Source organism: Syntrophales bacterium (assembly GCA_030018935.1).
Lineage (GTDB): Bacteria > Desulfobacterota > Syntrophia > Syntrophales > CG2-30-49-12 > CG2-30-49-12.
Genome location: JASEGZ010000003.1, coordinates 47,412 through 60,156, shown reverse-complemented (window position 1 = coordinate 60,156; position 12,745 = coordinate 47,412). Strand labels below are relative to the sequence as shown.

Annotated in this window: 16 protein-coding genes; 7 read left to right on the top strand and 9 right to left on the bottom strand. The window is 47.4% G+C overall.

Annotated elements, in window-relative coordinates; genetic code table 11:
* Positions 1 to 18: 18 nt before the first annotated feature.
* The 8 genes from lepB to QMD03_01295 all read right to left on the bottom strand — a co-directional run bounded on the left by lepB (position 19) and on the right by QMD03_01295 (position 6,685).
* Positions 19 to 630: a signal peptidase I gene (gene lepB, locus QMD03_01330; GenBank protein ID MDI6775879.1), complete on the bottom strand. Its 612-nt coding sequence runs from the start codon at positions 628 to 630 to the stop codon at positions 19 to 21.
* Positions 631 to 831: 201 nt separating this feature from the next.
* Positions 832 to 1,344 carry a DUF456 domain-containing protein gene (locus tag QMD03_01325; GenBank protein MDI6775878.1) on the bottom strand — a complete coding sequence of 171 codons (513 nt, stop codon included), beginning with the start codon at positions 1,342 to 1,344 and terminating at the stop codon, positions 832 to 834.
* Between the two features lies 1 nt (position 1,345).
* Positions 1,346 to 2,260: a protein translocase subunit SecF gene (secF, locus tag QMD03_01320; GenBank protein ID MDI6775877.1), complete on the bottom strand. Its 915-nt coding sequence runs from the start codon at positions 2,258 to 2,260 to the stop codon at positions 1,346 to 1,348.
* A 21-nt stretch (positions 2,261 to 2,281) separates the two neighbouring features.
* Positions 2,282 to 3,880, bottom strand: coding sequence for a protein translocase subunit SecD (gene secD / locus QMD03_01315; protein ID MDI6775876.1), 1,599 nt, complete (start codon positions 3,878 to 3,880; stop codon positions 2,282 to 2,284).
* Positions 3,881 to 3,899: 19 nt separating this feature from the next.
* On the bottom strand, positions 3,900 to 4,223 hold the full coding sequence (gene yajC / locus QMD03_01310) for a preprotein translocase subunit YajC (GenBank protein ID MDI6775875.1): 324 nt from the start codon (positions 4,221 to 4,223) through the stop codon (positions 3,900 to 3,902).
* Between the two features lie 34 nt (positions 4,224 to 4,257).
* Positions 4,258 to 5,415 carry a tRNA guanosine(34) transglycosylase Tgt gene (gene tgt, locus QMD03_01305; GenBank protein MDI6775874.1) on the bottom strand — a complete coding sequence of 386 codons (1,158 nt, stop codon included), beginning with the start codon at positions 5,413 to 5,415 and terminating at the stop codon, positions 4,258 to 4,260.
* Positions 5,416 to 5,460: 45 nt separating this feature from the next.
* Entirely contained in the window at positions 5,461 to 6,498 is a 1,038-nt protein-coding gene (gene queA, locus QMD03_01300; GenBank protein ID MDI6775873.1) for a tRNA preQ1(34) S-adenosylmethionine ribosyltransferase-isomerase QueA, read from the bottom strand.
* A 1-nt stretch (position 6,499) separates the two neighbouring features.
* Positions 6,500 to 6,685, bottom strand: coding sequence for a DUF2065 domain-containing protein (locus QMD03_01295; protein MDI6775872.1), 186 nt, complete (start codon positions 6,683 to 6,685; stop codon positions 6,500 to 6,502).
* Positions 6,686 to 7,204: 519 nt separating this feature from the next.
* On the opposite strand from QMD03_01295, the gene QMD03_01290 reads away from it, so the two are divergent.
* Complete coding sequence (locus QMD03_01290; protein MDI6775871.1) at positions 7,205 to 7,621, top strand: VOC family protein; 417 nt, start codon at positions 7,205 to 7,207, stop codon at positions 7,619 to 7,621.
* Here QMD03_01290 and QMD03_01285 read toward each other — a convergent pair.
* Positions 7,610 to 8,776 carry an IS4 family transposase gene (locus QMD03_01285; protein ID MDI6775870.1) on the bottom strand — a complete coding sequence of 389 codons (1,167 nt, stop codon included), beginning with the start codon at positions 8,774 to 8,776 and terminating at the stop codon, positions 7,610 to 7,612. The two genes, QMD03_01290 and QMD03_01285, sit on opposite strands and share 12 nt — an antisense overlap.
* 271 nt (positions 8,777 to 9,047) lie before the next feature.
* Here QMD03_01285 and QMD03_01280 point away from each other — a divergent pair, with 271 nt between their 5' ends.
* From QMD03_01280 to QMD03_01255, 6 genes are all read left to right on the top strand, one after another.
* Entirely contained in the window at positions 9,048 to 9,323 is a 276-nt protein-coding gene (locus QMD03_01280) for a BrnT family toxin (protein ID MDI6775869.1), read from the top strand.
* On the top strand, positions 9,307 to 9,555 hold the full coding sequence (locus QMD03_01275; protein ID MDI6775868.1) for a hypothetical protein: 249 nt from the start codon (positions 9,307 to 9,309) through the stop codon (positions 9,553 to 9,555). The genes QMD03_01280 and QMD03_01275 overlap by 17 nt, the downstream gene beginning before the upstream one ends.
* 409 nt (positions 9,556 to 9,964) lie before the next feature.
* On the top strand, positions 9,965 to 10,222 hold the full coding sequence (locus QMD03_01270) for a ribbon-helix-helix protein, CopG family (GenBank protein MDI6775867.1): 258 nt from the start codon (positions 9,965 to 9,967) through the stop codon (positions 10,220 to 10,222).
* Positions 10,216 to 10,569, top strand: coding sequence for a type II toxin-antitoxin system PemK/MazF family toxin (locus QMD03_01265; protein ID MDI6775866.1), 354 nt, complete (start codon positions 10,216 to 10,218; stop codon positions 10,567 to 10,569). The genes QMD03_01270 and QMD03_01265 overlap by 7 nt, the downstream gene beginning before the upstream one ends.
* 71 nt (positions 10,570 to 10,640) lie before the next feature.
* Positions 10,641 to 11,042 (top strand): methylmalonyl-CoA epimerase, encoded by a 402-nt coding sequence (gene mce, locus QMD03_01260; GenBank protein ID MDI6775865.1) that lies wholly within the window; start codon positions 10,641 to 10,643, stop codon positions 11,040 to 11,042.
* Between the two features lie 20 nt (positions 11,043 to 11,062).
* Positions 11,063 to 12,610: a carboxyl transferase domain-containing protein gene (locus QMD03_01255; protein MDI6775864.1), complete on the top strand. Its 1,548-nt coding sequence runs from the start codon at positions 11,063 to 11,065 to the stop codon at positions 12,608 to 12,610.
* Positions 12,611 to 12,745: the final 135 nt, after the last annotated feature.

Below are 12,745 nucleotides of genomic sequence, written 5' to 3'. Positions count from 1 at the left end.
CTGCTGACTTCTTTTTGCTTAATGGAGGATTTGCCCTAACCTGTTCCACCGGAGATCATGGTTTTCCCGGTCCCATGACCAGTAGATAATAAAGGCCTTTCCCAGGACATCTTTCAGGTCTACAAACCCCCAGAATCTGCTATCGTAGCTCTGGTCTCTGTTATCTCCCATGACGAAAATGGAACCCCTGGGGACGGTAACCGGCCCGAAATTGTCACGGGGCTGGATCGAACCGGGGATGATGAAATCATCGGTATAAACACCGTGGGTGTCGTTACAGGGTAGGCTGTTCAGATAGATCTTCTTGTTCCTGATTTCAATGGTATCGCCTCCGACACCGATGACCCTTTTGATGAAATCCTTTGATCTATCCTCAGGATATATAAACACTACAATATCTCCCCTTTTGGGATCACCGATGGGAATAAGTGCCTTTCTGAAATAGGGTATCTTGATACCGTAAATAAATCTGTTCACCAAGATATGATCGCCAATGAGCAGGGTAGGCTTCATGGACCCGGATGGTATCTTAAAGGCCTGGACAACAAAGGATCTGATGAAAAAGGCAATCAGGATGGCAATTACGATCGCCTCTGCGTATTCCCGAACCCTGGATTTTGTTTTGCTCATATTTTCAGTCCCTAAGAATAATAACTACTCAGCAAATGACCCCAACGCTTCGCATTAGGGTTATAAATAAAAGAAACTTGCGCTTCAAGTTTCTTAGGAGGTTAATAGGGGCAAAGGTACAAAGTTGTCTTGCCTATTTGCTGCTCAACTTCCCGATTAAACTGCTAAGCATTGTGCCTCTCAAGCCTACCTGAATAGCTCCTAAGAGTATACATTTGACAAAGTAATAACGGTCATTACGAGGGCAGAAAAGCCTTTTAGTAGAATCCCGGCGCTTCTGCCCATTATAGCTCTGTAGCCAGTCCTGAATGCAGGTTTCAGCCTGTGCTGTCGGATCAGCTCCACGGTCAACATACCGGCAAAGCCACCGAGAAAGGTCCCGGCAACGGCACCAAGGCCAAGGAAAGCAGGAGTCAACAGCATGGCGCCAATGAAGCCACAGGCAACGGAAGCCCAGATCATCCCCTTTGACATTCTGAATCTCGCCGCACCCGCCATCAGCAGCGCAAAATCGAGGGTTTCCGCCAGTAGGACAATAATAAACAGAACGGCGATAATCTTAAAACCGATCCTCTCAAAACCGGTACACAGGGCATAGAGGATAACGTCAAAGAGGATGATCAGCGTTCCCGGTAAACCAAAAACAGTGGAGAAGATACCTGCGAACAGCACAAGAATAAAAACGGTCAATCCTGTAATCTCAAGGGGAGACAACTTAGCTTTTCCTCCTTATCTTCGAAGGTTTGATGTTTTCCCAGACCAGGACGATGGGGCTCGCGATAAATACGGTGGAGTACGTGCCAGTCACCAGACCCACCAGGAGGGCGAAGGCAAAGTCGTGGATAACCGCCCCGCCAAAGAAGAACAGGATAGCCACGACAACAAAGACCGTAAAAGATGTCAGGATCGTCCTGCCCAGCGTCTGATTGACACTCGCATTTATCGTATCCCTCAGGCTCTGTCTGACATTTTTCCTCACGTTTTCCCTGATCCGATCGAAGATAACGATGGTATCGTTTATAGAATATCCGACAATGGTCAACAGAGCGGCCACGATCGTCAGGGTAAACTCTTTGTTCAGCAGGGAAAAGACACCGACGGTAATAGTGACATCGTGGATAAGGGCAAGGATGCCGCCGACGGCGTAGCGAAACTCGAACCGCCAGGCGATATAGATGAGCATCCCGAGCCAGGAAAAAACGAGGGCCATGATTGCCTTATTCCTCAGATCACTGCCGACTTTGGGACCCACAACCTCAACTCTCTGCACGAGAGATGCCCCCCTGCCATAGGCTCTACCCAAAGCATCTTCGAGCCGCCGGGAGATATCCTTGAGGAGATCGGAGGAGATGCTTGCCGTCCTAACAACAACCTCATCACTACCAAACTGCTGAATGATGCTGTTTTCCAGGCCAAGGGATGTGAAAACACTTCTTATGCTCTCAATCGGCGGCTCCTTCTGAAATTTGATCTGAATCAGGGTGCCCCCGGAAAAGTCAATGCCAAGGTTGAGACCTCCCTGCCAGATAACCGAGACAATACTAATGATAATCATAAGAAGGGAACACCCAAAGGCGAACTTCATCTTCCCCACAAAATTGATATTGGTTCCTGGTTTTACAAGTTCCATTCGTTTTTCCTCTGATTTTCCTTAAATACTGACTGCCTTGATCCTTATGTTCCAGACGAAATAATCAAAGATAATCCTTGTGACAAAAATGGCGGTGAACATGCTGGTGACGAGACCGATACTCAGGGTAACCGCAAACCCTTTTACCGGTCCCGTTCCGAACTGGAAGAGGAACAGGGCGGCGATGAGTGTGGTCACATTGGTGTCTAAGATGGTGAGGAACGCCTTGGCATATCCCGCTTCCACAGCGGCCCGCGGCGTTTTTCCCAGGCGGAGTTCCTCCCTGATCCTCTCAAAGATGAGGACATTGGCATCCACAGCCATACCGATGGTAAGAACGATCCCGGCAATGCCGGGGAGGGTGAGGGTGGCCTTAAAGGCCGCCAGCGCGCCCAGGATGATGATCATGTTCATGATCAGCGCCACGTTGGCGACAATACCGGAAAGTTTGTAATAGACCATCATGAAAAGAACAACGAGGATGCCTCCGATGATCACAGAAGTGATACCCCTGTCAATGGAATCCTGTCCCAGAGACGGCCCCACTGTCCTTTCCTCAAGGATGTTGACCGGCGCAGGAAGGGCGCCTGCCCTCAGGACAATTGCCAGATCACGGGCCTCTTCCATGGTGAACGATCCTGTGATCTGGGCCTGGCCCCCGGAGATCCTCTCCTGGATCACCGGCGCGGAGTGCACCACACCGTCGAGAACAATGGCCAGTTTTCTTTTCACGTTTTCCGCCGTGATCCAGTCGAAGTCTTTCGCCCCCTGGGTGTCGAATTTTAAGGAGATGTAAGGCTCACCGAAACGATCACTTATTTTCACCTGGGCAGACTCGAGAGAGCTACCGGTCATAAGGGTCCTGTTTTTCAGCAGGTAAGGTACGATGGTTCTACGTCCCGCTTCCCTGTCCATCTGGTAACCCTCGGCGATGATGCTCCCTTCAGGGATATTTCCCCGCAGGGCTTCATCCAGGCTGTGTTCCTCATCAACGAGTTTAAATTCGAGAAGGGCCGTTTTCCCGATGAGATTTTTGGCCCGGGTGGTGTCCCTGATGCCAGGGAGCTGTATAATGATGCGATCATCACCCTCGGGGATAATTTCCGGCTCAGAGATGCCGAATTGATCAATCCTGTTTCGGATGGTTTCCAGGCTCTGTTCCACGGCAAGTTTTTGTATTTCAGAAGCGCGCTTATCCCTGATCTTTAAAGAAACCCTTTCCCTTCCCTCAATAATCTCTGATGATGTTAGTTCAAGATCGGGATAATTGTCTTTGAGGGTTTTTTCCAATCCACCCCTGGAGGCGCTATCGGGTAGTTCAAGGATGATATTCCCTTTTGTCTGTTTGAGCTGTCTGAAACGGACTTTATTGTCCATCAGGGTTTCCTTCAGGTCGTTTGAGATTCTCTCCATGGTGGCCTCCATGGCCTTTTCCGTGTCAACTTCCAGGGCAAGATGCATTCCTCCCTGAAGATCAAGACCCAGATGGATTTTGTCCCTGGGGAAATAGTTCTTCCACGGGGAGGGAAGGTTGGAGATAAGGGATGGTGTCAGATAATATAATCCCCCAAGGAAGACGATTATCGCGATAGCAGCCCTGATCCCGATACTTTTGAACATAGTTTTTTTCCTTTCGAAATTACTCCTTTCCTGCCTTTTGCAGGACAGCGCTGATAAAATTTCTTGAGACCTTTATCCTTACCTTTTCAGCGACCTCGAGCGTAACAACGGTGTCTGTGATCCCTGTGACTTTCCCATGTATCCCCCCCGAGGTGATCACCATATCGCCGTGGCTGAGATTTGCCTGCATCTGTCTGATTTCTTTCTGCCTCTTCTGTTGAGGCCTGATCAGAAGAAAATAAAAAATGGCAAACATAATGGCGATCATAATAATAAAACTCATGTCTCCTCCCTTGGCTCCCGTTCCACCTGCCCCACCCATGGCATAAGCTAGATTCATCATTACTCTTTCCCCCTTTTAATTATTATCTGCCGGCTCAAACGCACGGCTGATCGCTTTTAGACCTACTCCTGGCAAAATTACTTTTGAAATCCGCGTATTGACCATTTCTTATCGCTTCTCTGATCATCTCCAACAAATGCATGTAGTAACGGAGATTGTGGATCGTGTTCAAGATCATAGCCAGGATCTCCCTGGCCATAAACAGGTGCCTTAAGTATGCCCGTGAATAGTGTCTGCATGTGTAACAGTCGCAGGAACTATCGAGGGGTGAACTATCATCACCGTAACGGTTGTTTTTTATAACAATCTTTTCGCGATTTGTAAATAGTAATCCGTTTCTGGCACACCGGGTAGGTATCACACAGTCAAATATGTCAATGCCGTGATAAACACATGCCACAATATCTTCGGGCGTCCCCACACCCATAAGATACCTCGGCTTGTCCTCTGGAAGGAGGGGGGTAATCCCAGCAACGATTTCCATCATCATCTCTTTAGGTTCTCCTACGCTCAATCCCCCCAGGGCGTAGCCATCGAAACCGATACCGGTAATGTCCTCTACCCCTCGCTTCCTTAAGGCAGGATAAATCCCCCCCTGGACGATGCCGAAGAGGGCCTGGCAGTGGTTGTTTTTCTTTGCCTTTCTGCTCCTTCTAGCCCATTTTAGCGTCAGTGCCATGGATTTTTCCACCTCCGCGAAACTAGCGGGGTAGGATATGCACTCATCGAGACACATCATGATATCTGAACCGAGGACCTCCTGAATCTCAATAACCAGCTCCGGACTGAGGAATTGCCTGGATCCGTCAATGTGAGATTGAAACATCACCCCTTCATCAGTGATCTTTCTCAGGGCACTGAGGCTGTATATCTGGAAGCCACCACTGTCGGTGAGGATCGGACCGTTCCAGTTCATGAACCTGTGCAAACCTCCCAGATCTTTAATGATTTTATGACCGGGTCTCAGATAGAGGTGATACGCGTTGCTGAGGATCATTTCTGCCCCTAAGTCCCTCACCCATTCAGGTATGAGGGACTTTACCGTACCCTGGCTGCCTACCGGCATGAAAACAGGGGTGTTCACCTCGCCGTGGGGTGTCTGTATCTTCCCCAGCCGTGCCCCGGGGGTCGGATCCTTCTTGAGCAGTTTGAATTGATACCCATCACCCATCATACAACCCGCAATCAGCAATCACCCATCACCCATGACTTATGACTTATGACATACGACATACGCCTACAGGATCAGCATACAATCTCCGTAGCTGTAAAAGCGGTAGCGATCCTCTATTGCCCGCTGGTAGGCCTTCTGGATCAGGTCTTTACCTGCAAAGGCACAGATAAGGAGAAAGAGAGACGATCTGGGGAGATGAAAATTGGTGATCAACGCATTGACCCGCTTAAAATGGTAACCGGGATAGATGAAAAGTCCGGCGGATCCTGCTGATGGTCTTATCCTGCCCTGTTCGTCTGAGGCTGTTTCGAGTACCCTCGTGGAGGTGGTACCCACGGCAATGACCCTTTCCGCGCCACTGATCATCTCGGCGGCTTCTTCCCCTATCTCAAAGAACTCTTCCTCCATCACGTGGTCTTCCACGAGTTCCGTGGCGAGAGGAAGAAATGTCCCGTAGCCGACATGGAGTGTGACAGGAGCAATAAGAACCCCCTGATTCTTTAAGGTATTCAGGATATTCCGGGAAAAATGCAGACCGGCAGTGGGCGCCGCAACCGATCCGGGAACCCTTGCATAAACCGTTTGGTACCTTTCGCTATCCTTGCGATCAGTTACGCAATCTCCTCTTCGCTTGATATAGGGGGGCAGGGGAGCCTTCCCATATTGATTCAGGAATTGATCAAACGCAAGGGCCATGGTGAAGGTGATGAGCCATTTCCTGTCCGATACCCTGTCAATTATCCTCGCCTGACATCCTCTGCCAAACCAGATCTGGGTCCCCACACGGACTCTCTTTGCCGGCCTTAATAATGCCTCCCAGGTCTGACCAGGGGGGGTATCATCCCGCTTTCGCAAGAGAAGAATTTCAATCGTTCCTTCTGATGTCTTTTTCCCGATCAGCCGTGCCGGTATCACCTGCGAATCATTGATTACCAGGACATCCCCCTTCTGCAAAAATTCGGGAAGATCCTGAAAAACCCTATTCTCCATCATGCCGGTTTTTCTATGGACAACCATCATCCATGCCTGGTCTCTCACCTCGCAGGGTTCCTGCGCGATTAGTTCTTTGGGAAGATGGTAATCGAACCCCTCTAATTTCATTCTATCTTCTCCCGAAATAGACGAGGATCAGTCCGGCAATAATGGCCAGTAATCCAGAAATCCTCAGCGTTGCGGGAGGGAGCTCAGCCAGTCTCATCAGGTAGGTCTTAATCTTTTCCGGAAAAACGAAATGTGGAAGTCCCTCTATGATAAAAACCATTCCCAGCACGCAGAGAAGAAACTTCATCGGCCATTTATCCCTTGTCTCATTTTGACGGCTTAGTAACATATTCGTTCAATTCTTACAATGGATTCTTGTCATGAATTCCCGTAGATGCTTTTGTGATTATTCCCTATGACAGGCGGTGTCTCTGTCTGCTATCTACGAGATGGGAATCAAAACCCGAATCGAACCCCCCACCGGTAAGAAACATGGTGTTTCCGAGTGAACCTGTCCTTATCCATAGCAAAAGCTTAAGGAGGAAAACAATCATGGTTGGCAAAGTAGATCACATAGGCATTGCGGTCAGTAATCTTGAGGAGTATTGGGACGCCATACTTATTTTGCCTATTTCTGATAGGCAGATATGATAAAATAGCCACATGAATTAAGTATAGTGTCCCCAGATTTCCCACCCCAAAATTTCTCTAATGGTTGATACTGATGGCCGAGTAAAAAAATTTCTTGCTCTTAGTAGGATTTTACTATAACTTTGCCATGTTATTATGTTCAAGATAAAAAAGTTTAAAAGAAAAGAGGATAAAAATGATAAAGAAAATTGATCATGTAGGAATTGCCGTTAAAAGCGTGGATAGTGCAATATCATTTTACGAAGAAATGCTTGGTGGAAAGCTTGTTTCAAAAGATCGTGAGGAAGGTCAAAAGCTTATATCAGCCAAGGTTTCCATGGGGGATAGCATGCTGGAAATTATGGAATCACTAAGTGTTGATGGTGTAATTGCTAAATTTATAGAGTCTAAGGGAGAAGGAATCCATCATCTATCCTTAAGGGTTGAAAGCTTTGAAGGCTTCTTAAATGAACTGGAGGGAAAAGGTGTAAAAATCGTTGGGAAGGAAATTACTCCTGAAAGAAAAATTGCCTTTATTCATCCAAAGAATACCTCTGGGGTACTAATTGAAATCATAGAGAAGAACACTGCTGTCCCAACGTTAATCGAATAGATTCAATTGGTTGCTGGGAGGTTCCTCCTGGTTTGTGTAGCTGATATTTGAAAGTGCCTGAAAAATTGGAGTTTTTTCGAAAAGAGTCACACTCAAAATCTGTAGAATTGTGTAGAGACTTTGGTCCAATTTCAAGGCTTTCTTCACAATGGCCACGAGAACATAAACCGAGATGGCGATCCATATCTGAGTTTTGACTGCATTCTCGGTGGTGCCATAAAAGGCCTTGATCCTGAGATGCTGCTTGATCCACTTGAAAAACAGCTCGACCTGCCAGCGGCAGCGATAGAGGTTGGCAATCGTGATGGCCGGCAGGACGAAGTTGTTGGTCAGAAATACAAACGTTTTGTTGTTCTTTGAATCGAAGTAGCGGATGCGTCGGAGTTTTTCCGGGTAGTCCTTTTTTGCATAATGACCCTTGAGGACGACAATCTGATCGCATTGGACGCCGGTGGCTTTGTCGACAGGCTGGGAGTAGAGGCGTGTTCGGCTGAAGTTTCTTTTTGTCCGAGTGACAAAGAATGCCGTCGCTCGGTGGATCTTGTAGAGGCGGGCAAAATCCAGATAGCCGCGATCCATGATATAGATGGCCCCAAGCTCGATGATCAATTGGTCGAGGATATTGACATCGTGAACTTTCCCCGTGGTGATAATCACCACAGAAGGAATGTTTCCGTGCAGATCCAGAAGGGTATGGAGTTTGATTGCCCCTTTGCGTTTTCGGAACTCGGCCCAGGGGAAAAGTGCCAGACAGAGGTCGATGGTCGTAGAATCCAGGGCATAGACCGCTTGATCCAGTTCGATACCGAAGGAATCGGCGGCGTAAAGTTTTCTGGCTTTCGCGATGAGGATTTGAGCAAAGTCGGCATAAATCCGCCAGTCCCGGGTCTGATTGGCATGCGCGAGGGTATTGCGGGAGACCTTCCCCCGGATGCCCAAATGATAAAGTCTGGACTGGGTTGCCCGCAGGCAGACTTGGATATCCCTGAGGCTTTCCCGGTAGGTGAGTTGGGCGAATGCCATGCACAGGTACTGGTCCCAGCAGGAAAAGCTGATCACCTTGTGATTGCCGTTGTATCGATCGACGCATTTTCGGAATTCGTATGTGGGAACAAAGTCCATCAACTGGGCAAAGATCGTTTTCCCGGAATTCATGTGCTACCTCCTCATTCATTGATGAGGGAGTTTGGCACATCTGGAAAAAAAAATTCAAATCGATAAATGACATTTTACGTTAATTACGATCCAATATTATGAAGTTAGAGAGCTCTCAAAAAGCAACGTTGGGACAGCAGTGCTCTGGGGTACTAATTGAAATCATAGAGAAGAATTAAATTCAGCCATTAGCCATTAGTTAGCCCTAATTATCAGCAAAGCAATATCAAATCTTTGCATCTTTTGATAAAATAGTTATGAAATACCAAATATGAAATTTGAGTGGGATACCAGAAAAGCCGAGATAAACTTTAAAAAACATAAGGTAGCATTTACTGAGGCTGCCACAGTTTTTGCTGACACGCTCGGCATAACTATTTATGACCCTGATCACTCAAAGGATGAGGAGCGATATATTACTATCGGGCATTCACATCAAGGTCGCATCCTGATAGTTGCCCATACTGATAGAGGCGATCGGATTAGAATAATCAGCGCGAGAGAATTGACTAAAACAGAAAGAAAGGCTTATGAAGAAGGAAAATAAACAAGAGCTCGAAGATGATCTGCGTCCAGAATACGACTTAAAGTCGTTATTGAAATCTGGAATTCGGGGAAAGTATGCCCATCGTTTCCAAGAGGGTACCAATATAGTGCTCTTGGAGCCTGATGTAGCCAGCGTATTTCCAAACGGTGAAGCAGTGAATGAGGCATTACGACTGGTCATACAGTTGAGGAAGGTTCCAAAGACCAGGCAGTCTCGGACAGTTCGGGCATAAGAAACAATAATTTTATAGGGGCTAACCAATAAGGATTGAGACGACCCGAAGCGGTCGTTTCAATCCTTATTGGTTAGGGCGGACCGCTCGCTACTGCTCGCTTGGCCTTCGGCCGTTCGCCCTATCGCCGCTGTTGAGCTTCGGCTCTTCACGCCCTTGAGGCTCCGCTCACGCTCCGCCTATCAAGGGCGTTCGAGCCGACCCCGCCCTACGGGCGGTTGCGCTCCGCTTGGTTTTTGGCACGGAAATTCGCTTACGCAATTTCCGCCCCCAAAAACGGCAGCTCAACAGCGGCGTTAGCAGGTAAGAAAATAAAGTATACCAATTTAGTTATAAATAGTATTGACATAGGTATAAATAATGGGCATGATAAAGCATGTAAGCAGATTCATTAGATTGGAGGTGTTTTATGCCCGGAGTCAAAACGGCAATATCACTAGATGAAGAATTACTTATAAAAGTCAATAGATTAGCCAATGACTTGCATGTTTCCCGAAGCAAGGTTTTTACCCTGGCTGTGCAGGACTATTTAAAAATACAAGAAAATCAATCTTTGCTTGCTCAGTTGAATGAGGCGTATGAGGACTTTCCTAGCGAGGAAGAAAGTGAAATTTCAAAATCCATGCGTATCAAACACAGCAAAATTATTGAGCAAGAGTCATGGTAATTAAACAAGGTGAAATATATTGGGTTGATCTTTCTGAACCCAAAGGCTCAGAACCGGGATATCGTCATCCACATATCGTAATTCAAAACAATTTATTTAATGCCAGTCGAATAAACACTATTGTAGTTTGTTCCCTTACCTCGAACCTTAACCGGGCAAAGGCTCCTGGCAACGTCCTGTTGAACAAAGGCGAAGCAAATCTCCCCAGAAAAAGTGTTGTCAACATTTCTCAAATTTTCACAGTCAACAAAAGTGATTTGGTTGAGAAAATAGGGCAGGTTTCAACAAAAAGAATAATGGAGATTCTTGATGGCATAAAATTGCTTACCGAACCTCGAGAGATTTGAGGGGAAAAATAGGCCTAAGTGAACCTGTCCCTATCCGTATATTTAGCAAAAGCTTAAGGAGGAAAACAATCATGGTCGGTAAAGTAGATCACATAGGTATTGCGGTCAGTAATCTTGAGGAATCTGTGAAGTTTTACGAGGAAGCCCTGGGGCTTCATCTGCATGGGACTGAGGTGGTGGAAGAACAGAAGGTTAAAGTGGCCTTTCTTCCCGTTGGCGATACGGAAGTCGAACTGCTTGAAGCTACATCTGGCGACAGTCCGATTGCCAAATTTATAGAAACGAAGGGTCAAGGGGTTCAGCATCTAGCTTTCAGGGTGGACAATATAGAAGCGGCCTTAGAGTCCATGAGGGCAAAAGGGATCAGATTGATAGATGAAAAACCGAGATATGGCGCCGGCGGGGCAAAAATAGCATTCCTGCATCCCAAAAGCACCAACGGAGTATTGATCGAGCTGTGCGAAAGAAAATAAGAGAGACAGGAGGCAACTAAATGGCATCAGAGAAAATTAGTGAACTACATAAAATGAAAGAAACGATTGAGCAGGGGGGTGGAGGGTCCAAGATAAAAAAGCAGCATGAATCCGGAAAGCTCACGGCACGGGAGAGATTAAATCTTCTGCTGGATGAAGGGACCTTTGTGGAGATTGATGCCTTTGTAAAGCATAGATGCAACGAATTCGGAATGGAAACTACGGAGGCGCCGGGGGAAGGAGTTATTACGGGTTATGGATGTATTGACGGCAGGCTTGTGTATGTCTTTGCCCAGGACTTTACCGTGATCGGTGGTTCCCTGGGGGAGATGCACGCCAAGAAAATCTGCAAGGTACTGGATCTGGCGTTGAGAATGGGAGCCCCCGTCGTCGGGATTAATGACTCCGGTGGAGCGAGGATTCAGGAGGGTGTGGATGCCCTTTCGGGATATGGACAGATCTTTTACAGAAACACAATTTCTTCCGGGGTTATACCTCAAATTTCCGTCATTATGGGACCTTGCGCCGGCGGGGCTGTTTATTCACCGGCCCTGACAGATTTTATCTTTATGGTGGACAAGACAAGTCAGATGTTCATTACAGGACCCCAGGTAATTAAGGCATCTACAGGGGAAGAGGTCGAGCCGGAAAAACTGGGTGGGGCAATGACCCACAATCAAACCAGCGGAGTCGCCCACTTCCTCAGTCCAGATGAGGCCACCTGTATCAAAGATATCAAGAAGCTTTTGAGTTTCTTCCCCTCCAACAACAGGGAAACTTCCCCCGTGGTTAAATTTGAGGGCGATGTAAACGGAAGAGAAGATACGCTCAACAGCATTGTTCCCGATAACCCAAGCAAGCCCTATGATATGAAGAAAATCATCGTTGCCATCGTGGATCATGGCGATTTTATGGAAGTACATTCACGCTATGCCAAAAACATTATCACCGCTTTTGCGAGATTAAACGGCTACAGCATAGGGATTATCGCAAATCAGCCCAGCGTACTTGCCGGGTGTCTGGATATCAATGCTTCCGATAAGGGGTCAAGATTCATCAGGACATGCGATGCATTTAATATTCCACTATTGACTCTCGTTGATGTACCGGGTTTCCTGCCGGGGACCAATCAGGAGTTCGGTGGGATCATCAGGCATGGCGCAAAGATGCTTTACGCATACTCCGAGGCGACGGTACCCAAGGTGACAGTGGTGACAAGAAAAGTTTACGGGGGGGCGTATCTTGCCATGTGCGGTAAGGACGTGGGGGCAGATATGGTTTTCGCCTGGCCGGGGGCTGAAATTGCCGTGATGGGACCGGAGGGGGCATCAAACATCATATTTAAAAAGGAAATAGAATCCGCCGCCGACCCTGCCCAGGCGAGAATGGAGAAAATCCAGGAATACAGGGATAAACTTGCAACCCCCTATATAGCGGCCAGCAGGGGATACGTAGATGATGTAATGGAACCTGCCATCTCAAGAGCGAGGCTGATCAGGGTTTTTGCCATGCTAAGGGGAAAGAAAGAAACGAGACCTGATAAAAAGCACGGCATCTTCCCCGTGTAATTTGTAACTATTCAGGTAGGCTTGAGAGGGGCAAAGGCACATATTGGGGACAGATTTGAAATCTGTCCCCACGTCCTGCCTATCTGCCTGTGCGTTGCACGCAGACAGGTTCGCTGCTTAACTTCCTGATTAAAC

Excerpts from the sequence above, each read along its gene's own strand:
- lepB (MDI6775879.1), bottom strand. The coding sequence starts at position 630 with ATGAGCAAAACAAAATCCAGGGTTCGGGAATACGCAGAGGCGATCGTA.
- secF (MDI6775877.1), bottom strand. The coding sequence starts at position 2,260 with ATGGAACTTGTAAAACCAGGAACCAATATCAATTTTGTGGGGAAGATG.
- secD (MDI6775876.1), bottom strand. The coding sequence starts at position 3,880 with ATGTTCAAAAGTATCGGGATCAGGGCTGCTATCGCGATAATCGTCTTC.
- yajC (MDI6775875.1), bottom strand. The coding sequence starts at position 4,223 with ATGATGAATCTAGCTTATGCCATGGGTGGGGCAGGTGGAACGGGAGCC.
- queA (MDI6775873.1), bottom strand. The coding sequence starts at position 6,498 with ATGAAATTAGAGGGGTTCGATTACCATCTTCCCAAAGAACTAATCGCG.
- QMD03_01295 (MDI6775872.1), bottom strand. The coding sequence starts at position 6,685 with ATGAAGTTTCTTCTCTGCGTGCTGGGAATGGTTTTTATCATAGAGGGA.
- QMD03_01290 (MDI6775871.1), top strand. The coding sequence starts at position 7,205 with ATGATAAAGAAAATTGATCATGTAGGAATTGCCGTTAAAAGCGTGGAT.
- QMD03_01285 (MDI6775870.1), bottom strand. The coding sequence starts at position 8,776 with ATGAATTCCGGGAAAACGATCTTTGCCCAGTTGATGGACTTTGTTCCC.
- QMD03_01280 (MDI6775869.1), top strand. The coding sequence starts at position 9,048 with ATGAAATTTGAGTGGGATACCAGAAAAGCCGAGATAAACTTTAAAAAA.
- QMD03_01275 (MDI6775868.1), top strand. The coding sequence starts at position 9,307 with ATGAAGAAGGAAAATAAACAAGAGCTCGAAGATGATCTGCGTCCAGAA.
- QMD03_01270 (MDI6775867.1), top strand. The coding sequence starts at position 9,965 with ATGCCCGGAGTCAAAACGGCAATATCACTAGATGAAGAATTACTTATA.
- QMD03_01265 (MDI6775866.1), top strand. The coding sequence starts at position 10,216 with ATGGTAATTAAACAAGGTGAAATATATTGGGTTGATCTTTCTGAACCC.
- mce (MDI6775865.1), top strand. The coding sequence starts at position 10,641 with ATGGTCGGTAAAGTAGATCACATAGGTATTGCGGTCAGTAATCTTGAG.
- QMD03_01255 (MDI6775864.1), top strand. The coding sequence starts at position 11,063 with ATGGCATCAGAGAAAATTAGTGAACTACATAAAATGAAAGAAACGATT.